General features: G+C 67.2%; 17 protein-coding genes and 1 pseudogene. 7 read left to right on the forward strand and 11 right to left on the reverse strand.

What is annotated here, in order from left to right:
* Window positions 1-82 precede the first annotated feature (82 nt).
* Window positions 83-472, forward strand: a complete 390-nt coding sequence (locus AC0LPE_RS20160) for a hypothetical protein (RefSeq protein WP_145692248.1) — start codon at window positions 83-85, stop codon at window positions 470-472.
* 427 nt (window positions 473-899) lie between these two features.
* Here AC0LPE_RS20160 and AC0LPE_RS20165 read toward each other — a convergent pair whose 3' ends face one another.
* Together AC0LPE_RS20165 and AC0LPE_RS20170 are read right to left on the reverse strand one after the other, a co-directional pair.
* Window positions 900-1,133 carry a hypothetical protein gene (locus AC0LPE_RS20165; RefSeq protein WP_258259099.1) on the reverse strand — a complete coding sequence of 78 codons (234 nt, stop codon included), beginning with the start codon at window positions 1,131-1,133 and terminating at the stop codon, window positions 900-902.
* Between the two features lie 129 nt (window positions 1,134-1,262).
* Entirely contained in the window at window positions 1,263-2,798 is a 1,536-nt protein-coding gene (locus AC0LPE_RS20170) for an amino acid permease (protein ID WP_490605089.1), read from the reverse strand.
* Window positions 2,799-3,017: 219 nt separating this feature from the next.
* Between AC0LPE_RS20170 and AC0LPE_RS20175 the strand changes: the two genes are divergently transcribed.
* Complete coding sequence (locus AC0LPE_RS20175; RefSeq protein ID WP_016694965.1) at window positions 3,018-3,524, forward strand: Lrp/AsnC family transcriptional regulator; 507 nt, start codon at window positions 3,018-3,020, stop codon at window positions 3,522-3,524.
* Between the two features lie 91 nt (window positions 3,525-3,615).
* Here AC0LPE_RS20175 and AC0LPE_RS20180 read toward each other — a convergent pair whose 3' ends face one another.
* The 4 genes from AC0LPE_RS20180 to AC0LPE_RS20195 form a co-directional block, all read right to left on the reverse strand.
* Window positions 3,616-4,701: a Glu/Leu/Phe/Val family dehydrogenase gene (locus tag AC0LPE_RS20180; RefSeq protein ID WP_490605090.1), complete on the reverse strand. Its 1,086-nt coding sequence runs from the start codon at window positions 4,699-4,701 to the stop codon at window positions 3,616-3,618.
* 53 nt (window positions 4,702-4,754) lie between these two features.
* Complete coding sequence (locus AC0LPE_RS20185) at window positions 4,755-8,213, reverse strand: indolepyruvate ferredoxin oxidoreductase family protein (RefSeq protein ID WP_490605091.1); 3,459 nt, start codon at window positions 8,211-8,213, stop codon at window positions 4,755-4,757.
* A gap of 379 nt (window positions 8,214-8,592) precedes the next feature.
* Window positions 8,593-9,006, reverse strand: coding sequence for an SPW repeat protein (locus tag AC0LPE_RS20190; RefSeq protein ID WP_490605092.1), 414 nt, complete (start codon window positions 9,004-9,006; stop codon window positions 8,593-8,595).
* Between the two features lie 159 nt (window positions 9,007-9,165).
* Window positions 9,166-10,179, reverse strand: a complete 1,014-nt coding sequence (locus tag AC0LPE_RS20195) for a zinc-binding alcohol dehydrogenase family protein (RefSeq protein WP_229568424.1) — start codon at window positions 10,177-10,179, stop codon at window positions 9,166-9,168.
* A gap of 72 nt (window positions 10,180-10,251) precedes the next feature.
* Between AC0LPE_RS20195 and AC0LPE_RS20200 the strand changes: the two genes are divergently transcribed.
* Complete coding sequence (locus AC0LPE_RS20200; protein ID WP_490605093.1) at window positions 10,252-10,404, forward strand: hypothetical protein; 153 nt, start codon at window positions 10,252-10,254, stop codon at window positions 10,402-10,404.
* Between the two features lie 97 nt (window positions 10,405-10,501).
* Window positions 10,502-11,004, forward strand: a pseudogene (locus AC0LPE_RS20205) (hemerythrin domain-containing protein).
* 24 nt (window positions 11,005-11,028) lie between these two features.
* Here AC0LPE_RS20205 and AC0LPE_RS20210 read toward each other — a convergent pair.
* Both AC0LPE_RS20210 and AC0LPE_RS20215 read right to left on the reverse strand, forming a co-directional pair.
* The gene (locus AC0LPE_RS20210) at window positions 11,029-11,508 is read right to left on the reverse strand and encodes a DUF421 domain-containing protein (RefSeq protein WP_229565712.1); all 480 of its coding nucleotides are present in this window, start codon (window positions 11,506-11,508) and stop codon (window positions 11,029-11,031) included.
* A complete protein-coding gene (locus tag AC0LPE_RS20215) occupies window positions 11,508-12,029 on the reverse strand; it encodes a hypothetical protein (protein ID WP_145692244.1) in 522 nt (173 codons plus the stop codon). Before AC0LPE_RS20215 ends, AC0LPE_RS20210 begins: the two co-directional genes overlap by 1 nt.
* Before the next feature lie 196 nt (window positions 12,030-12,225).
* Between AC0LPE_RS20215 and AC0LPE_RS20220 the strand changes: the two genes are divergently transcribed.
* The 3 genes from AC0LPE_RS20220 to AC0LPE_RS20230 all read left to right on the forward strand — a co-directional run bounded on the left by AC0LPE_RS20220 (window position 12,226) and on the right by AC0LPE_RS20230 (window position 16,614).
* Entirely contained in the window at window positions 12,226-13,140 is a 915-nt protein-coding gene (locus AC0LPE_RS20220) for a manganese catalase (protein ID WP_490605094.1), read from the forward strand.
* 126 nt (window positions 13,141-13,266) lie between these two features.
* A complete protein-coding gene (locus tag AC0LPE_RS20225; RefSeq protein ID WP_088897924.1) occupies window positions 13,267-14,559 on the forward strand; it encodes an ATP-grasp domain-containing protein in 1,293 nt (430 codons plus the stop codon).
* A gap of 12 nt (window positions 14,560-14,571) precedes the next feature.
* Window positions 14,572-16,614, forward strand: coding sequence for a CocE/NonD family hydrolase (locus tag AC0LPE_RS20230; protein ID WP_088897923.1), 2,043 nt, complete (start codon window positions 14,572-14,574; stop codon window positions 16,612-16,614).
* 69 nt (window positions 16,615-16,683) lie between these two features.
* Here the strand turns inward: AC0LPE_RS20230 and AC0LPE_RS20235 are convergent, their stop codons facing one another.
* From AC0LPE_RS20235 to AC0LPE_RS20245, 3 genes are all read right to left on the reverse strand, one after another.
* Complete coding sequence (locus tag AC0LPE_RS20235; RefSeq protein ID WP_088897922.1) at window positions 16,684-17,142, reverse strand: DUF6098 family protein; 459 nt, start codon at window positions 17,140-17,142, stop codon at window positions 16,684-16,686.
* A 79-nt stretch (window positions 17,143-17,221) separates the two neighbouring features.
* On the reverse strand, window positions 17,222-18,742 hold the full coding sequence (locus tag AC0LPE_RS20240) for a sugar transferase (protein ID WP_490605095.1): 1,521 nt from the start codon (window positions 18,740-18,742) through the stop codon (window positions 17,222-17,224).
* Window positions 18,743-19,109: 367 nt separating this feature from the next.
* Entirely contained in the window at window positions 19,110-20,225 is a 1,116-nt protein-coding gene (locus AC0LPE_RS20245) for a glycosyltransferase (RefSeq protein ID WP_490605096.1), read from the reverse strand.
* Window positions 20,226-20,348 lie beyond the last annotated feature (123 nt).

Here is a 20,348-nt window from a genome sequence, read left to right on the forward strand (position 1 = left end):
AGTCACGACTTGCGACTCGGTGGGCCCGGCTCCTCCGCCAGTACAGTTGATCGATATCCGGCAGGAGCGAGAGGAGTCGACCGTGCAGAACGCCGTGTTCTACTCACTCGTCGCGATGTGCTCGTTGTTCGCCGCGTCGACGTGGTGCCTCTCTCGCCCTCATCTGCTGTCGAGCGCGGCAGCGCTCGTGGCCTCCGGACTCTGGGTGCTGATGAACGGGCCTCTCGAGGGGCGCGTGCTGTACTCGGTGACGCCGAACCATGGATTGACCGAGGCCGATCTGCTCTCGGGAGTGGGCGTGTGCATCGCAGCCTGGGGTTTCTGGACGACGCGGAACCGTCGGCGCCGTCGGCGTTCGCAACGACCGTCGTCGTACCGCAGGCACCCCGACGGGTCCCGAGCCATGCCGACCCCCGTCTTTCCGGCGGGAAGCGACGTCGAAACGGGCCCCATCCGCCGCAAAGCAGGATGAACGTCTCGGTTCGACGCCGAGAGGATTTCTCAGGTCTCGTTTCAGTATCGGCTCTGGACGAGTGCCCAACTGTCACCTAAGCTCCAAAGCGGCCACGGCGTAGGTGGCCGTGTCTCCCTAGAGTCCTCCCCGACACAGGAGATACAGCGCGAGGCCCCGCCGGCTCCTCCCCTCGAATCGCTGGCGGGGCCCTTCCCTGTCTGCCTCCCCGACGACAGGGGCAGATCGAATGGTAATCGGGTCCCGATGTCCGGTTCGTCCTACGTTCGGACGAAACGGCGGGTAACCCTTGTGACCTTCGTCTCTGCTTCGCTGTTCACAGCATAGAGCAATCCGCTCACTCGCGTGCATAGATCTTTCTGGAGTTCACCGAAAGGTCAACTCGCAGAGTCCGTTCTGCCGCTTTCGCGCGCTTCGCACTCTTCCGTCAGGCACGGTCCGTCAGCTCGGCGTGCCCGGCCTGACGAGCACAGTGCGCGCAGCAGTAGACGGCATCCGCCGACTCCACGCCGTGCCCGAGGATGCGGCAGTGGCAGTGGGCGCACTGCGGCGCCATCGCGGTGATCGCGCACTCGAAACTGTCGAAGGTGCCCGAGACGTCCCCACGCGTGAGGGTGAAGGTCTTGTCGTAGTCGTTGCCGCACGTGTCGCACGTGGCCATGACTCTCCTCCTCTTCCGGCATCGCGACCGGACGGCGTCCGGTCTCCTTCCGGTCGAGTACCCGGAACCGCCGGAACACACGAGCCCGCCCGCACCGATTCGGTGCGGGCGGGCTCGTGGACGACGGATCTACACCGGTTCGGGTTCCTTCGCTTCGTGCTTCGCAGCTTCCTGCTGTGCGGCCTCGAGCTTCAGGCGCTGTCCGAGCACCGACTTTCGGCGGCCGTAGACGAAGTAGATTGCCACGCCCAGGACCATCCAGACGGTGAAGCGGATCCACGTCTCGACCGAGAGGTTGAGCATGAGCCAGCCGCAGGCGAGAACCGCGAGGATCGGGACCAGCGGCACGAGCGGCACTCGGAATCCGCGGGGCAGGTCGGGGCGGGTGCGACGGAGCACCATCACGCCGACGCACACCAGGACGAAGGCGAACAACGTGCCGATGTTGACCATCTCCTCGAGCACACCCATCGGGAACACCGCGGCGAGGACGGCCACGACACCACCGACCATCAGGGTGATGCGCACGGGCACACCCTTGTGGTTCGTGACGGCGAGCTTGCGGGTGACGAGTCCGTCGCGGGACATCGCGAACAGCACGCGGGTCTGGCCGAGCATCATCACCATCACGACGGTGGTGAGGCCGGCGAGACCGCCGATGTTGATGGCCATCTGCGCCCACGTGATGCCGTGTGCCTCGAAGGCCGTGGCCAGCGTGGCGCTGCCGTCGCCGACCAGTTCGCTGCCGGTGCGCAGGTCGGTGTACTTCACCATGCCGGTGAGGACGAGCGTGACGCCGACGTAGAGGACGGTGACGATCGCCAGCGAACCGAAGATGCCGCGGGGCAGTGCCTTCTGCGGGTTCTTGGTCTCCTCGGCGGTGGTGGCGACGACGTCGAAGCCGATGAAGGCGAAGAAGACCAGGCTCGCCGCGGCGAGGAGGCCGTACCAGCCGTAGGTGCTACCACCCGCGCCGGTGAGGGCCGAGAACAGCGACTGGTGCATGCCGGCTGCGGCGCTCTGCGTCTCCTCGGCCGGCGGGACGTACGGGGAGTAGTTGGACTTGTCGATGTAGAAGATGCCGACGACGATGACGAGCAGGACCACCGCGACCTTGATGGCGGTGACGACGGCGGAAACCCGCGACGAGACCTTGGTGCCGATCGCGAGGATGATCGTGATGGCGCCGACGATGAGCAGCGACCCCCAGTCGACCGTGATCGGTCCGAGGTCGATCGACGCGTCCCCGCCGAACATGCCCCCGAGATACATCGACCATCCCTTGGCGACGACCGCGGAGGCGAGGGCGAACTCGAGGATCAGATCCCATCCGATGATCCAGGCGACGAATTCACCGAAGGTGGCGTAGGAGAAGGTGTAGGCGCTGCCGGCGACCGGTACCGCGGAGGCGAACTCCGCGTAACACAGTGCGGCGAGACCGCACGCGATCGCGGCGAGGACGAACGCCAGCGAGATGGACGGTCCGGCGAGATTACCGGCGGTGCGGGCGGTGAGGGTGAAGATTCCGGCTCCGACCACGACGGCGACGCCGAACACGGTCAGATCCTTGGCGGTCAGTTCTCGTCGTAGCCGCGAACCGGGTTCATCGGTATCCGCGATCGACTGTTCGACGGATTTGGTCCGCCAGATGCCGACTCCGGGCATTGTGTGCTCCTCGGGGTGATTGCGGCGCCCGCCACGCCCGGTCCGGGCGAGGGGTAGGCATGTCGCTCACTTCGCGCGCATTACGTTGCAGCAAGCCGTGTTTGCGTGAGCATTTGATGCAGCAATCATGGCACTGGCTCGTGAAGTGTCAATATCTTTCTGATCAGTTGAGCATTATGCTCGAGTGGTGACGCGCATCACAACGGAAAGGGTGTCATCGTGTTCAGTCTCGACCGGCTCGACGCAGCTCTCCTCGGAGAGCTCACGCGCAACCCCCGGGCAGGAATCGTCGACCTGTCGGCGAAGCTCGGCGTCGCCCGCAACACCGTGCAGTCGCGCATCAGGAAACTCGAGGAGTCCGGCGCCGTCACCGGATACCGACCGGTCGTCGACCTGCCGAAGCTGGGCGTGCCGCTGCAGGCGTTCATCGGCGCCGAGCTCGTCCAGGCGCGGATGGGGCATGTGATCGCCCAATTGGGCCGATTCCCAGAGGTATTGGAGGTCCACGCGACAACGGGCCGGGAGGATCTCCTGATCCGGATGGCGGCGCAGTCCCAGGAGGACCTCCTGCTGGTCCTCGAACGGCTCCACGCCATCGAGGGCGTCGCGCACACCACCACGACGCTCGCGCTCACCACACCGATCGAGTACCGGACGCAGCCGCTCGTCGAGCACATCACCCGCGATGCTGGGCACGGCCGGTCGTCGTCGGCCGGAAGCTCCTGAGAACACGAGAAGGGGAGGCACCTCGCGGTGCCTCCCCTTTGTTCCCCTGTGCGGATCAGTTTCCCTGTGCGGACCAGTTCCCTTGTGCGGATCAGACGGTATCGATGCGCCGCTCGGCGATGCGGTTGGCGGCCGCGCCCGGCGTGACGCCGAGAGTGCTCGAGACGTCGAAGATCTCGGCGGTGCGGTCGAAGATCGACTCCACCCGCTCGCGGACGACGTCGGCGGCGGATCCGTCGACCTCACCGGCGACCTGGATCAGTCCGCCCGCGTTCGCGACATAGTCGGGCACCCAGACGATTCCGCGCTTGCCCAGCAGTCCCTCCACCTCGGGCTGCGCGAGCTGGTTGTTGGCCGCACCGCACACGAGACGTGCGTCGAGGTGGGCAGCGGTGGTCGAGGTCAGCGTGCCGCCGAGGGCGCACGGGGCGTAGACGTCGGCGGACGAGGCGACGACGTTGTCGGTGACCTGCGCCGGGAACTCGTCGACCACGCGGGCGATCGCCGCGGGGTTCACGTCGGAGACGATCACCTCGGCACCATCGGCGACGAGCAGCTTCACCAGCTCGTATCCGACCTTGCCGAGACCCTCGACCCCGACCGTGCGACCCGCGAGAGTCGTTTGTCCCCAGACGGTCCGGGCGCCGGCACGCATGGCCTGGAAGACACCGAGCGCGGTCAGCGGCGAGCTGTCGCCGGAGCCGCCGGCGGCGACGGTGCGCCCCACGGCGTGGGCGGTGTGCCGGCCCACCACGTCGAGGTCCTCCGCGCGGGTTCCCACGTCGGCGGCGGTGATGTAGCGACCACCGAGCGACTCGACGAATCGTCCGTAGGCAGCGAGCAGATCGTCGTTCTTGTCCATCTTCGGATCACCGATGATGACGGCCTTGCCGCCACCGAGGTTCACGCCCGACACCGCGGCCTTGTAGGTCATGCCCCACGACAGTCGCAGCACGTCCTCGAGCGCCGACATCTCGTCCGCATAGGGGTAGAAACGGGTGCCACCGAGGGCGGGACCGAGTGCGGTGGAGTGGATCGCGACGATGGCGCGCAATCCGGTGGCCGCGTCGTGGTGGAAGACGACCTGCTCGTGGGGGCGGTCGGTCAGTCGGGCCGAGCGGCCGAACACTCCGGCGGATTGGGTGAACTCCGGGAGATCGAGGGCAGAGGTGGTCATCGATGGGTTCCTTTGCAGCAGAGGGTGTTCGTGCGTCAGAAGTCGGTGTCGGCTCAGAAGTCGGTGTCGATGCCGAGCTCGGCAAGGCGGGCCCGGTACTGCTCGACGGAGCGGAGCTTGACGTCCTCGTAGCCGCGCACCATGTCGGGCAGGGCCGCGATCTCGACGGCGCGGTCGTAGGAGTCGACGTCCAGGTCGGCGGCGAGCCCCTGGATCGTGGCGGTGTAGTGAGCGAGCAGCGCACGCTCGACGCGGCGGACGTGGGCGTAGCCGAAGGGATCGAGCTTCGTCCCGCGCAGACGCTTCGCCTTGGCCAGAGCCTTCAGCGCGACATGCGATTTCGGTCCGAAGCCGACCTTCTTCTCACGGCCGAGTGCGCGCAGCGCCGGCGGGTGGAGGCGGTAGGTGAGCTTGTGTCCACCGAGGACCTGGCCCTGCACCTCGTCGAGGAAGGCCGGGTCGACGAGCATGCGGGCGACCTCGTACTCGTCCTTGTAGGCGGTGAACTTGAACAACCCGCGGGCGACGGCCTCGCTGAAGTCCGTGCGGTTCGTGACGCGACGCTCGGCCTCCCAGGCTGCCTGCACCTGCCCGATGTAGCGGGCGGCGAGGGCTTCGCTCTGGAAATCGATCAGCGACGCGGCGCGGATCCGCACGAGCCGCTCGACCTCACCGGTGAAGGTGGTGCCGGCGAACAGACGCTCGGGTGCGACGGTGGCGGCGCGCTCGGTGCGGGCCGGTTCGGTCGCGGCGGCGAAGGCCGCGGGATCCGCGACGGCCACCCGGCCCCAGCGGAAGGCGGCGATGTTGGTCGCGACGGCCACCCCGTTGATCTCGATGGCCTCCTCGATGGCGTCGGCGGGGATCTCGAGTCCGCCGAGCTGGTGGGCGGCGCCCACGACGAGGAAGTTCGCAGCCGAGGTCTCGCCGAACAGCGCCTGGGCTGCGGCGAGGGCGTCGAACGAGACGGTCGTGCGGGTCGCGGTGTCGAGGCGCGCGAGCAGGTCCTGCTCGTCGGGGTGCCGGACCGAGCGGTCGTAGACCATGTCGCCGGTGGGGACGCGGCTCGTCGACGCGACCGCCACGGTCTCCTCACGGTTCGCGTAGGCGAGGTTCTTCGGCTCGGTCGCGGTGAGCAGGTCGAGCGCGAGCAGAGCGGTGGCACCGCCCGGGCCGACGCGGTTGCCGGGCTCGAGTCCGTCGGCGGCGAAGCGCAGGTGGGAGACCACCGGGCCGGCCTTCTGGCTCATGCCGATCTGGTCGAGCGACTCGACCTCGAATCCGGCGCGCAGCGCGGCCGTGGCGAGCACCTGGTTGACGGTGACGATGCCGGTGCCGCCGATGCCCGCGAGGAAGACGTTGCGGGTGCCCTTCGGGGTGTCGATGGCGGCGTCCGGGATGCGCGGCGGGGTCGGAGCCTTGCGGCGCTTCGGCTTCTCCGGCGACGTCTCGACGGTCACGAAGGACGGGCAGTCGCCGTCGAGGCACGAGTAGTCGGTGTTGCAGGAGGTCTGGTCGATGCGGGTCTTCGAACCGAACTCGGTGTCGACCGGCTGCACCGACAGGCAGTTGCTCTTGACGCCGCAGTCGCCGCAGCCCTCGCACACCGCTTCGTTGATGACGACGCGGGTGGTGCGGGCGGGCAGGGTGCCGCGCTTACGCTGACGGCGCGCATCGGCGGCGCAGTGCTGGTCGTAGATGAGCACGGTGACGCCCTCGATCTCGCGCAGCAGCTTCTGCGCCTCGTCGAGCCGGTCGCGGTGCCAGACCTCGGTGCCGCGAGCGAGGGTGCGCTTGCGGAGGCGCTTCGGCTCGTCGGAGCAGATGATGATCTTGCGGACACCCTCGGTGGTGAGCTTGTGGGTCAGCGCCGGGATCTTGAGGGCGCCTTCGGCGTCCTGCGCGCCGGTCATCGCGACGACGTCGTTGTAGAGCAGCTTGAAGGTGATGTTCACGCCGGCGGCGACGCACGCCTGCACGGCGAGCTGGCCGGAGTGGAAATAGGTTCCGTCGCCGAGGTTCTGGAACATGTGGCCGATGTCGGTGAACGGCGCCTGGCCGATCCACTGCGCACCTTCGCCGCCCATCTGGGTCAGGCCGGTGACGGCGCTGTCCTTGCGGCCCGAGAGTGTGACGAGAGTGTGGCAGCCGATGCCGCCGCCGCCGATCGAACCCTCCGGCAGAGCGGTGGAGCGGTTGTGCGGGCAGCCGCTGCAGAAGTAGGGGGTGCGCTGGGTCGACAGCACCTCGAGCGACAGTTGCGGCAGGGGCGCGGGGCCGAGTTCGACGTGGTCGCGGAGCACGCGACGCAGCGGGCCGCGCAGGCGACCGGCGGTGAGCTCACCGTCGACAGGCACGAGCGGGCGGCCGTCGGCGTCCTTCTTGCCGACGATCTGCGGGGCGTTCGCGGTGCCGTAGAGGATCTCGCGGATCTGGGTCTCGACGAAGGCGGTCTTGTCCTCGACCACGATCAGTTCGTCGAGGCCGCGGGCGAATTCGCGGACGATCTCGGGACCGATGGGGTACGGCATGCCGATGCGCAGCAGGCGGATGCCGGCGCGGTGCAGCGCGGCGTCGTCGACACCGAGGTCGAGCAGGGCCTGGCGCAGGGCGTCGAAGGTGGTGCCGGTGGCGGCGAGGCCGACGCGGGCCTGCGGCGGGTCGACCTCGATCACGTCGAGGCCGTTGAGGCGGCCGTATTCCTGGACGATCTTCCAGCGCGGGCCGTAGAGGTCGGCCTCGGCGATGACGCTGTCGCCGGGCGCGGCCATGGGGCGCTGCTTGTAGACGAATGGCCGTCCTTCCCATTCGATCTCGGGGACCGTGATGGGCAGGTCGGAGATGGAGCCGTCGACGGACCAGGCGCCGTCGGCGACGTCCGCGACGATCTTGAGGGCGACGAGGCATCCCGAGGCGCGCGACAGCGCGACGCCGTGCAGGCCCATCGTGACGATCTCGGCGGCGTTGCGCGGGAACAGGACCGGGATGCCGAGGGCGGCGAGTGATCGCTCGCTGACGGCGGGCACGGTCGACGACTTCGACGCGGGGTCGTCGCCCACCATGAGCAGCACGCCGCCGTTCGGGTTCACCCCGTACATGTTGGCGTGGCGCAGCGCGTCGGTGGCACGGTCGAGGCCGGGGCCCTTGCCGTACCAGACGCCGACGACGCCGTCGTGGGTCGGTGTGCCGGCACCGAGCTGTCCCTGGCTGCCCCACACGGCGGTGGCGGCGAGTTCCTCGTTGAATCCGGGGACGAAGGTGATGTCGTGCTCGGCGAGGACCTTCGGCATGCCGTGGAGCATCTTGTCGAGACCACCGAGGGGGCTGCCCTGGTATCCGGAGACGAAGGTCGCCACCCGGCGACCGTCCCGCATGGCCCGCACCTGCTGTTCGACGAACAGGCGGGCGATGGCCTGGACGCCGGTGAGGAGCACGGTGCCGGAGCCCGAGCGATATCGGTCGTCGAGGTCGTAGGGAAGTCGTTCGCTCTCCCGGATTACGGTCTCGGTCATTGCGTACCACCCGTCCTTCGTCGCGGCGTCCGATTGTGTCTGCGCCACTTCGATCGCGTCACTTGGTACAGCAATGGTTGATTGAGCTAGGCGATCACGTCAACAAAAGATTTTCGAGCGCATCATTTCGCTCAAATGTGACGCACCGCACACACATGAAGTGTGCACGGTGCTCAGAATCACCGCCCGCGGCGGGCACGGGCAGTTCCACCTCTCCCCGGTTCACGAACCCGTGGACCGGGTTGCCGTCGCCGCCGGGAGGGTATGGCCCTCGGTAGCCGGTATCGGTGTCCGGACGCCGCACCCGGTGAGGTGCTGCCGGTTCAGACATGCAGCCGGCAGCACCGTTCGGGTTACTGCATCCCGGGCTACTGCACCGTCAACGCGAACGGTCCATCAGGCCGGTTCCCATCGCAGCCGCGGCCACGCCCAGGACGAACACGATCGCACCCACGATGACGTGGGACCAGATCATGGACGTACTGGTGTCGACGCCGCTGACCAGCCACGGCGAGACGAACAACCACAGACCGAGCAGTGGCGCGACGAACGCCAGGCCGTGGGTGCGGCCGTAGGCCGAACCGAGCGCCATGGCGAGCAGTGCGACCGCGAGGCCGCAGATCAGATTGGTGGTGGCGAGTGCCGTCTGATCGGCGAAGCCGATGATCCAGGCGGATGTCGCCGCGTACAGACCGGCAACCATCATCAATCCGTCGGTGACCTGGACTGTGGGCTGTTCACCCATCCGGTCGTAGCGTTCGCGCATCTCGACGATGTCGGGATGGGTGTGCATTGCAGAATGAGCCGATGATGTCGACATTGTCCTCATCTCCTCGTGGGTGAGAAGTCCGAGGGGCCCTCCTGGGTCCGACACCATTATCGTCGTCCCGGGCGGGACGTTCCCGTAGGGCAGAAAGTCCCTACTTGGCGATCTCGGGCATGATCGCCGGCGTCAGACGGGTGCCGCATCGGGCACGAGGACGGCAGCGCCGCGCACGCGGTCACCGGCGAGATCCGCCAACGCACGGTCGGCTTCGTCCAGCCCGTATCGCATCGTCGCGACCCTGATGCGGTGCTGCCCGGCGAACGCGAGGAACTCCCGGGAGTCCTCTCTCGTATTGGCGGTCACCGACCGGATCTCGCGCTCGTAGAACAGGTGCCGCTGGTAGTTCAGCTGCGGGACGTCGGTCAGATGGATGCCGGCGATCGAGAGGATACCGCCGCGGTCGAGCGCCTCGAGTGCGGGCGGAACGAGGTCGCCGACGGGCGCGAAGAGAATGGCAGCGTCGAGAGGCACCGGCGGTGCGTCGGCGGCAGCCTGCACCGACGCGGCCCCGAATTCGCGGGCGAGATTCCGCGCATCCTCGCTCCTCGTCATGACGTGCACCTCGGCACCTCGCGCCAGGGCGACCTGCGTCGCGATGTGGGCGCTGCCGCCGAAGCCGTAGATGCCGAGCCTGCCGCCGTCGGGGACCGAGGCGCGCTTCAGCGCGCGGTAGCCGATGATGCCGGCGCAGAGCAGCGGCGCGAGTTCGATGTCGTCGTACCCGTCGGGCAGCGGGAGAGCGAAGGTCGCCGGTACGGCGACGAACTCGGCGTACCCACCGTCCTCGTCCCAGCCGGTGTATCTCGAATTCGGACAGAGATTCTCGTCGCCGCGGAGACAGTAGCGGCACTGCCCGCAGGTCGACCGCAGCCAGGCCACGCCGACGCGGTCGCCGACCGCGAACCCCTCGACCGCCTCCCCCACCCGATGGACCACCCCGACCACCTCGTGCCCCGGGACGACCCCCGCCCGGTGGATGGGGAGATCGCCCTCCGTGACGTGCAGGTCGGTGCGGCACACACCGCACGCCAGCACGCGCACCAGCAGATCGTTCGGTCCCGTCTCCGGGATCGGGACGGATTCGAACCGCAGGGGGTGGCCGGCCACGGGACCGGGCTCCACCACCCGCCACGCTCGCATCGATCGGGATTCGTCCACGGCCCTCGCCTCCCGCGTGTTTGCCGATCTCGGCACCGGTGAACCCTTTCATACATGAGCAGCACAGACGGGTCCACCGATCCGTACGACCCGGCTCAGGATCCCGACGCCGATCCCGACAGCCTCCTCTCGAAGGCTCCGCAGCAGCCCGACCAGGCAGAGGGCGAGGACGACCCGACCGAGACCGACGATACCGGACAATCCTGACCGTTCGAAGGAGATCCCGATGACCGAAACCACCCACGAGGGACCGAATTCCGGCGACACGGATGTCGTCACCATACTCACCGAGGACCATCGGGAGATGCTCGAACTTCTGGGCCGAGCGGAGACCACCCTCGACGCCGAGGAACGCCGCGATCTCACCGACTCCGCGATCGCCGAGGTGATGAGGCACTCGGTCGCCGAGGAGATGTTCGTCTATCCGGAGATGGAGAAACATCTGCCCGGGGCACCGAAGCCGTCGAACACGACAAGAAGGAGCACGACGAGATCGTGCAGGTGATGAAGCAACTCGAGGGAGCGGACGCATCGAGTGCGGAGTTCACGACGTCGGTGAAGAAGTTGCAGGATCTTCTGCGCCACCACGCGGACGACGAAGAGTCGGAACAGTTCCCGGAGTTGAGGGCGCATCTCGGGCAGGAGACCCTCGTGGAGGTCGGCACCAAGGTGCAGGCCGCCAAGAAGCTGGCACCGACCCGACCGCATCCGTCCGCACCGCATTCCGAACTGTTCCACAAGGCCGTCGGTCCGGGGGTCGGCATGGTGGACCGACTGCGCGACGCACTGACCGGCCGCAGTACCTGAGCGTGAGGACGGCGCGTCACCCCGTCACCCCGGCTCCGGTTCCTCCGGCGCGCCGTCCTGAGCTCTCGTCCGAACGAAGAAGGAGATCTTCCCGTTCGTCTCGAGCACCGCGAGGTCGATGTCGGCGAACCGGCGGATGCCCTGTTGACGCGCGGCGGCCATGAGGTCGTCGAGGGACAGACGTTCCCGTTTCAGGTTCCGCAGGTCGGGTTCGCCGTCCCGGACGATCACGACGGGGACACCATGGGTGATCCCACGCATCCGCGGAGAACGAGCGTTGATCAGCGAGAGCGCCAACGTCAGCACCGCGAAGACACCGATGGTGAGGACCGCGCCCGTCATGGACACGTCGTCCTGCGTGATCCCCTGCTGTACGAGATCACCCATCACCACGAAAAGCACGAGTTGGAAGGTGCTCAGTTCGCCGACGCTCGACCGGCCGACGAGACGGGTGATCCCCCACAGGAACAGGAACAGGACGATCGCGCGGATCACGATTTCCATCAGGGCACCAGCCAGGTATCGAAATAGATCGTCACTGCCGATTTCTCGCCGTCCATCACCGAGACGGAGCCCGATTCGCCCCATTGCCTCCCGGCCTGGATCCGTACATCGAGCGCGAAGGTGAACTCGTCGCCGGGCGGCGGATCGAAGGTCAGGTACGCCAGTCCGTCCCCGGCGGTCTCCGCGGACGGTTCGGGCAGCCGGCCCCGCATCTCGAGGATCTCGAAGTAGGACGTGTCGATCGCCAGGACGATCTCTCCGTCGAAGCCATCCTCCCGGTGCACCGTCACCTTCCAGGGGACGTCGAGGCCGGCGCGTGCGATACGCGGGTAGGTCAGGTCGAGTTCGTACCCGCCGCCCTGCGCGGTGGCCGTCGAACTCCGTACACCGAGGAAGCCCAGTATTCCGGCCACCAGCACGAGCACGAGCAGGGCCGCTGCGGTTGTCCGCAATCGCGCCACGCCCTTGCTGCGAGCCACCTCCCCGACGTCGTCGAGCGTGGAATCCGGCCTGTTCTCCATCTCTCCACGTTGACACAGCACCGGTGACAAAAGGTGGATATCGACAGGGTGTTCGAGCTGCTCGAGCACGGGTAGTCGCACGTAGCACCACGGGCCAACCGAGGCGGCGTCGAGACCAGGCGCCACGGGTGTCTTCACGGGCGCGTCTTCACGCGCGACGCGTCCTCGCACGACAATCGGCATTCGAGGGAGCAACATGTTTCGTCACACAGACCATCTGCAGTTCGACGTCGAGCCGGAGAAGCCCGATCCCGTCTACGCCCGCAAGCTCCAGGAGCTGAACGGCGGTGCGTACGGCGAGATGACCGTGACCATGCAGTACCTGTTCCAGGGCTGGAATTGTCGAATGCCCGGCAAGTACAAGGACATGATCATGGACGTCGCCACCGAGGAGATCGGGCACGTCGAAATGATCGCCACCATGGTGGCGCGTCTCCTCGAAGGCGCACCTGCCACGGAGTCGACCAAGAACGCCGCCGCCGACCCGGTGGTCGCAGCCGTACTCGGCGGCATGGATCCGCAACAGGCCATCGTCTCCGGTGGCGGGGCGACTCTCTCCGACAGCAACGGTGTGCCGTGGAACGGTCGGTTCATCATCGCCAGCGGTAACCTCCTCGCCGACTTCCAGGCCAACGTCGCCGCCGAAGCGCAGGGCAGGGTCCAGACCGCCCGGTTGTACAACATGACGGACGATCCGGGCGTCAAGGACATGCTCCGGTTCAACCTCGCCCGCGACACCTACCACCAGAACCTGTGGCTCGCCGCCATCGAGGAACTGAAGGCCGACGGCATCGAACCCGGACCGATCGCACCGAACGCACTGTTCGACGAGGAGCACTCCGAGCACGCGTCCAGCCTGTGGCACCTGTCCGACGGCGCCGCCGCCGATCAGGGTCGCTGGGCGCACGGCACCGGCCCCGACGGCACGACACCCATGTCGTTCCTCGCCGACCCGGTCCCGCTGGGCGACGTGGCGAGCGCACCGCCGCCGGACCCCAAGCTGTACGCGACCTACGACGGGTCGCAGGGCAAGCCCCGTTCTGCCGCAATGGGAACGGAGAAGGGACTCGTGGGCAAGGTGAAGGACGCTCTCGACCCCGACACCCCCTGATCCATCCTCGAGGCGACCGCCCCGGCTCCCCGCGAGCCGGGGCGGTTGCGCGTGAAAGTACCTTCCCTGCGGTTTGTTTCGTTACCGGATTGTTTTGTGCCGTAGGGAAGCGGGAAGGCTTCACACATGAGCACCAACATCTTCGTCCTCGGACTCACCGACATCCAGCGCAAGGAACTGGAGACCGTACGCGGCGCCGACCAGCTGAGCTTCCACGGCCTCCTCGACTACGAAACACTGGTGGAGCCCGACGAATACGTGTTCGACGATCTTCTCGACGCCTGCCGGCGCGAACTCGACGACTTCCCCGGCAGCGTGGACGGGATCATCGCCCACTGGGACTTCCCCACCAGCGTGCTCGCTCCGATCCTCGCCGCCGAACGGAACATCCCCTCGCCGTCGCTGCGCAGCATCGTGGCCACCGAGCACAAGTACTGGAGCCGCCTCGCGCAGAAGGAATCGGTTCCCGAGTGCGTCCCGCAGTTCAACTCGTTCGATCCCTTCGACGACAACGCCCTCGACAGCATCGACCTCGAATTCCCCTTCTGGGTCAAGCCCGTGAAGTCGCATTCGTCGCAGCTCGGATTCGAGATCCACAACGAGCAGGAGTTCGCCGACGCCCTCGTCGAGATCCGCGAGAAGATCGGACTTGTCGGTAACGCCTTCGACGAGGTCCTGCGCCGCGTCGACCTCCCCGAGGAGATCGGGAAGAGCTCGGGCACCACCTGCCTCGCCGAGCAGGTTGTCAGCGGTATCCAAGCCGCCCCCGAGGGCACGATGTTCCAGGGGCAGTTCAACGTCCACGGTGTCTTCGACATGCGCAAGGACGCCGCCGGGCACAGCTTCGAACGTCTCGACTACCCGGCGAGCACCGTGCCCGAGGAGGTTCAGGCACGCATGATCGACATCACCGAGCGCTACCTGCGCCACGTCGGCTTCGACAACGGCTGCTTCAACTCGGAGTTCATGTGGGACGAAGAGAACGACAAGCTCTGGCTGATCGAGGTCAACACACGGATCTCCCAGTCGCACAGCGAATTGTTCGCCAAGGTCGACGGCAGCTCCAACCACGAGGTGGCCATCGACATCGCCCTCGGCCGGCAGCCCCGGATGCCGCATCGCCAGGGCGAATACGCCGTGGCGGCGAAGTGCATCATCCCGCACTACGAGGACGGCATCGTGACCTCGGTGCCCTCGGACGCCGACGTCGCCCGTCTCCGCGAACGGATCCCCGGTGCCCTGGTGTGCATCGACGTCGCTCCCGGTGACCGGCTCGCCGATCTGCCCAACCAGGACGCCTACCGCTACGAACTGGGCACGATGTACATCGGCGCCGACAGTGTCGAACAGCTCGAGCAGCGCTATCGCGAAGGCCTGAAGGCACTTCCGTTCGCCTTCGATCCGGCGCCCGAGGACTAGGAGGAGCACTACATGCGCACGATCACAGACCTCCCCCATGAGGTCCGTGTCATCGAGAACGTCTTCATCACGATGCGCGACGGCGTTCGGCTCGCGGCGCGGATCTGGCTGCCCGTCGACGCCGAAGCACATCCGGTACCTGCTGTGCTGGAATACATTCCGTATCGGAAGCGGGATTCCACGCGCGGACGTGACGCGCTGAACCATCCCTACATGGCCGGCCACGGTTACGCCTGCGTGCGGGTGGACATGCGTGGCAGCGGCGATTCCGACGGCGTGCTGCGCGACGAGTACCTTGCCGACGAGCACGACGACGCCTGCGAGGTCATCGAATGGATTGCGGCGCAGCCGTGGTGCGACGGTTCGGTCGGCATGATGGGCATCTCGTGGGGTGGCTTCAACAGCCTGCAGGTCGCGGCACGCCGGCCGCCCGCCCTGAAGGCCATCGTCAGTGCTTCCGCGACCGAGGATCTGTACGTCGACAACATGCACTACATGGGTGGATGTCTGTTGTCCGACAACCTGTCCGAAGCGACGGTGATGTTCGCCTTCAACAGCCTGCCTCCCGATCCCGCCATCGTCGGCGATCGCTGGCGCGAGATGTGGCACGAGCGTCTCGAGGGCAGCGGCCTGTGGATCGAGAAGTGGCTCGAACACCAGCACCGCGACGACTACTGGAAGCGCGCCTCCGTCAACGAGGACTACTCCTCCGTGCAGTGCCCGGTCCTCGCCGTGGGCGGCTGGGCCGACGGCTACACCAACGCCATCTTCCGGCTGATGGAACATCTCGACGTGCCCCGCAAGGGACTGATCGGACCGTGGGGCCACAAGTACCCGCATCTGGGGGTCCCCGGCCCGGAGATCGGCTTCCTGCAGGAGGTCGTGCGGTGGTGGGACCATTGGCTCAAGGGCGTCGACACCGGGGTGATGGACGAACCGATGGTGCGTGCCTGGATGCAGGACTCCATCGCGCCGAACCCGTCCTATTCCGAACGCCCGGGTCGCTGGGTGGCCGAACCGTCGTGGCCGTCGCCGAACATCGAGAACCGTCGCTACACCTTCGACCGGTACGCGCTGCATCCCGACGACGACGGCACCCTCACCGTCGACGAACGGCCCCTCGCTCTGCAATCCCCCTTGAGTGTCGGCATGTTCGCCGGCAAATGGGCGTCCTACGCCGCGACTCCCGACCTGCCGTCGGACCAACGCGAGGAGGACGGCGGTGCGCTCGTCTTCGAGACCGAGGCACTCGACACGACGACGGAGGTCCTCGGCCGACCCGAACTGGAACTCGAGGTCTCGTCCGACAGGCCGGTGGCGATGCTCGCCGCGCGGTTGTCCGACGTCGCGCCCAACGGTGAGGCGACACGCGTGACCTACGGGCTGCTCAATCTGACGCACCGCGACAGCAGCGAGAAGCCGGAAGCCCTCGAGCCGGGACGGCGCTACCGTATCCGGATCGAGCTCAACGGCATGGCGCACGTCTTCCCGGCAGGGCATCGTCTGCGGCTCTCACTGTCCACCTCCTACTTCCCACTGGCGTGGCCGTCGCCGACACCCGCCGAGGTCACGGTGTACACCGGCGGTGGGCTGCATCTGCCGGTGCGCCCGCCCCGACCCGAGGACGCGCACCTGCGCGAGTTCGGCGAACCGGAGGCCGCCCCGGAACTCGGCATCACCCTGCTGAAGCCGGGTGAACACCACTGGCGGACCACCCGCGACCTCGCGACCGGTGTGTCGACCCTCGACATCCTCGACGACCAGGGGTCGTTCCGGATCGACGAGACCGGCACGGTCATCCGACGTCGCACCCAGGAGTGGTTCAGTTTCGGAGGCAACGATCCCAATTCCGTGCGCGGCGAGACGCAGACCCTGCGCCGCTACGAGCGGGACGACTGGCGCACCGAGGTCCGTACCCGCACGATCCTCACGTCCACCCCGGAGGAGTTCGTGATCAACGCGGAGCTCGACGCCTTCGAGCTCGACGACGACCACGGAGATCGACGGGTCCACTCGGAGAGCTGGCAGCGCCGGATCCCGCGTGACCTGGTCTGACGGAATCACGATGGAAGCCCACCCCGCGACGTGGCGGGGTGGGCTTCCTGCGTTCTGTGCGAACGGTGTTCAGGCGCTTCTGCGCGAATCACTGCTTACGTCGAAGTGCTCGTCGTACCACCCCTGCGCCTCGTCGAGCACCTCTCGGGCGAGCCGGGCATGGGGCCGGACGTCGACGAGCAGCGGCTCGTGGCCGGGACCGCGCCCGACCATCCGGCCCGTGAGGATCCATACGAACCGCCCGTCCTCGTCGCCGGACCCGACGCACGTACAGACGCGGCGGGCGACCCAGTCCTTGACGGGCCGGCGCCACCACGGCTCCGGAGCGAGGGTGGTGGCGACGAGCCCCGGCAGGGTCACGTTCGCCTCCTGGTCGCGGCTCGGCCCGTCCTCGGCGTCCGCCGCCGGGCCCTTCGAATACCTCAGGTAGAGCAGCGGATCCGTCGCCACGTCGGCGAGCTGGTCGAGTGAGGTGATCAGCGGGATGTCATCGGGGTCGGGATGGAAACTTCGGACGGACGTGTTCACCTTCGACTCCTCCTGCAGATCCCAGGCGAATTCGAAGGGTTCCCTGCTCCCCGGCCGTGAAACCCCGCACCGCGGTCGGTCAGTAGGCGCCGTCGCTCGCGAGCACCGCCCGCACCGTCTTCACAACGATGAGCAGATCCTGCACCATCGACCAGTTCGCCACGTAGAACAGGTCGAGGCGGATGCGATCGGCCTCGGACAGATCGGACCTGCCGGAGACCTGCCACAAGCCCGTCATGCCGGGACGCACGAGGATACGGCGCGGAACGAAGCCCGGGATCTTCTCGCCCTCACCGACCGCGAGGGGACGCGGCCCCACGAGACTCATGTCGCGGGCGAGGACGTTGAACAGCTGCGGCAGTTCGTCGATGCTCGTGCGGCGGATGAACCGGCCCACCGGAGTGATCCGCGGGTCGCGGGCGGACTTGTAGAAGGTCGCGTCCTCCTGACCGGTCTGCGCGCGGACCGTATCGACCATCCGGTCGGCATCGACGACCATGGACCGGAACTTCCACATCCGGAAGACGGTGCCGCCCAGACCGACGCGTTCCTGTCGGTAGAAGACGGGGCCGCCGTCCTGAAGCTTGATCAGCGCGGCGACCACGAACATGGCCGGCGCCGCGATCGTGAGGGCGAGGACCGCGCACACGAGGTCGAAGGTCGTCTTGGCGATCCGATGCGACCCGCGGTACTGCGGCTCCTCGACGTGCACGAACGGCAGCCCGCCCACGGGGTGCATCGACAGTCGCGGCAGGGCGATGTCGGTGACGCCGGGAGCCACCACGAGATCGACGCGATACGGCTCGAGTTCCCACGCGAGCTCGCCGATATCTCCGTTGCCCCAATGGGTTCCGGCAGCGATCGCGACGGTGTCGGCCCCGGAGAGCTTGACGGCGTTGATCACGTCGGTCTCCGCACCGAGTACCGGGATCTCCTGACCGGCGACGGTGATGGTGCGCCCGCTCTCCCCCGTGTATCCGGTGGTGCACACACCGACGACGCGGTATCCGGCCGAGGTGTCGCGGACGAACGATCCGACCATCGCGTCCACCGCGTGTTCGGAGCCGACGACGAGCACCGAGGTCCGGAACTCACCCCGTACGCGACGTCGTTCGATCGAACGACGGCACCAGCGGCGTCCGAGCGGCAGGACGACCAGGCCGACCGGCATGGCCAGCAACAGGTAGACCCGGATCGTGTCGAGGTCGGTGGCGAACGAGTCGACGAGGAACGAGGCGATCGCGAGCAGACCGAAGGTCTGCAGGGTCGCCCTCGTGACGAGCCGGTACTCCTCCTCGCCACTGCCCACGATCGGCTTCTTGCGAGTTCCGTTGAGCGCCAGAATCGCAAGCCACAGGCCGGCCACCACGATCGCCGAGGCGAGTCCCTGGGTCACCGAGGACCCCGGGTCGACCGGTCCACCGATCATCGTCCCGGCCCCCTGCGCCAGGACGACGGTCGTGACGACGATCGTCGTGTCGGTGATCGCCAGCGACCGGAGATAGGTGCGCTGCCATTGTCTGCGCGGGACACTTCCGTGACCATCGCTCGTGTCGTGGGTCGGCGCGCGGCGACGCGCCAACTCGGGTCCGATCCCCATGCTTCTCCTGCTTGCCTACTCCACGCGAAGTGGCCCCGACAGCCAGATGAACGATTCGGTGATTATGTCCGTTTTCTCCAAGGAACGCGAATCCTGTTCCAGTGCAACGGATCACGGTGACGTGGGCGATTCCGCCCCTGAAGCGAAGAAGCTACGCGTAACTCGAATTACTTGTGCGCGTAGTTACTTCAGCAAATAACACATTCATGAAGCGGCGACGAACGCAGCTCGGTCGGCGGCAGTGAGCCATGACGATCCCCCATCGAACCCCATCAACCCCATCAGCAGGCTCCCGACCCGGGAGAAAGGTACAACAGGGACGAACCGGCGACAAGGGTTCGTCTACTCGTCGGTAGTATGACGTGAGTCACGCCGTTCCGATCCCCTCCCCGACCCAGTCGCGGATGCGCTGCCGGAAGTCCTCCGAGGACAGCGCGGCGACGGCCTCGTTACGCCCCTTCGGCACACCGTCGATCGCGGCGATGCACTCGGCGACCGCCTCCACCCTGTCCTCGCGGAAACACAACCCGTCGACCCCCTCGGCAACCGTCTCACCAGCACCTCCGAGCGCGTTGACGACCACACGCGCCCCTGCCGCGCGCGCCTCGACGGGCATGATCCCGAAGTCCTCCACCGCAGGAAAGACGTAGACGTGGGCCTGCTGGTAGAGCGCGTAGAGCAGGGCGTCCGACGGCCGCGCGAGCACATGGACCGGTACCGTCGCCTCGTCGGCGAGCTGCCGCAGCCGGCTCTCCTCCGGTCCGGATCCCGCGATCACTGCCGGCACCCCGGCGAGGTCGGCGGCACGGATCACCCAATCCAGTCGCTTGTACGGTACGAACCTCGACGCCCCCAGCACGAAAACCTCCGGAAGCCCCTCCAACAGGGCGGATTCGGCTGCGGACAGTTCGTCACGCCAGTCGGGCACCGACGCGATGCGGGCCGTCTCCACCGGAGGAAAGATCACACGCGCCTCGACATCCCAGGCCCGCTCGATGCGGCGGCGCACGAAATCGCTGTTCGCGGCGAAGTGCGCGCCTTCCCGTGCACGACGCCGATCGAGGGCCCGCAACGGAGGTGCCGCGCACCGCACCGCGAGCGAGGCGCCCCGATCGTCGAGCTCCGGATTCCACAGGTAGCGCGCCGGAGTGTGCACGTAGACGAACTTCTCGAACCCGCTCGGTGCGCTGCGGAAGGTCACGTGATGGGCGAAGCAATGCGAGCTGACCAGGGCGAAGTCGTACGAGCCGGGTCGGCGACGCCAGACGTACGGCATGGCCGACAGCGCCAGCGCCTTGTTCCGGCGCAGGGGCGTGCGCGCCAGACCGCTCTCGTGCACCGTCCGCCCCGGATACCGGTCGGCGTCGTCCCACAGGCACAGGACGTCGGCGTCGGGAAAGGTGCGGACGAATTCGTCGAGCACCTTCTCCGAACCTCCGTCGCGCGCGATCCATTCGTGCACCAAGATTCCGGGCACAGCCATCCCTCCGAAGAACCCGAGCCGATCGGGGAGGTACTTTATGACCTTGCCGGCGCCGAGAGGTAACGGGTCGGCACAATCCATCGATACGAATGCGTCCGAACGACAAGAAGATTCAGGGTCCGA

This window comes from Rhodococcus sp. S3 (assembly GCF_058211795.1).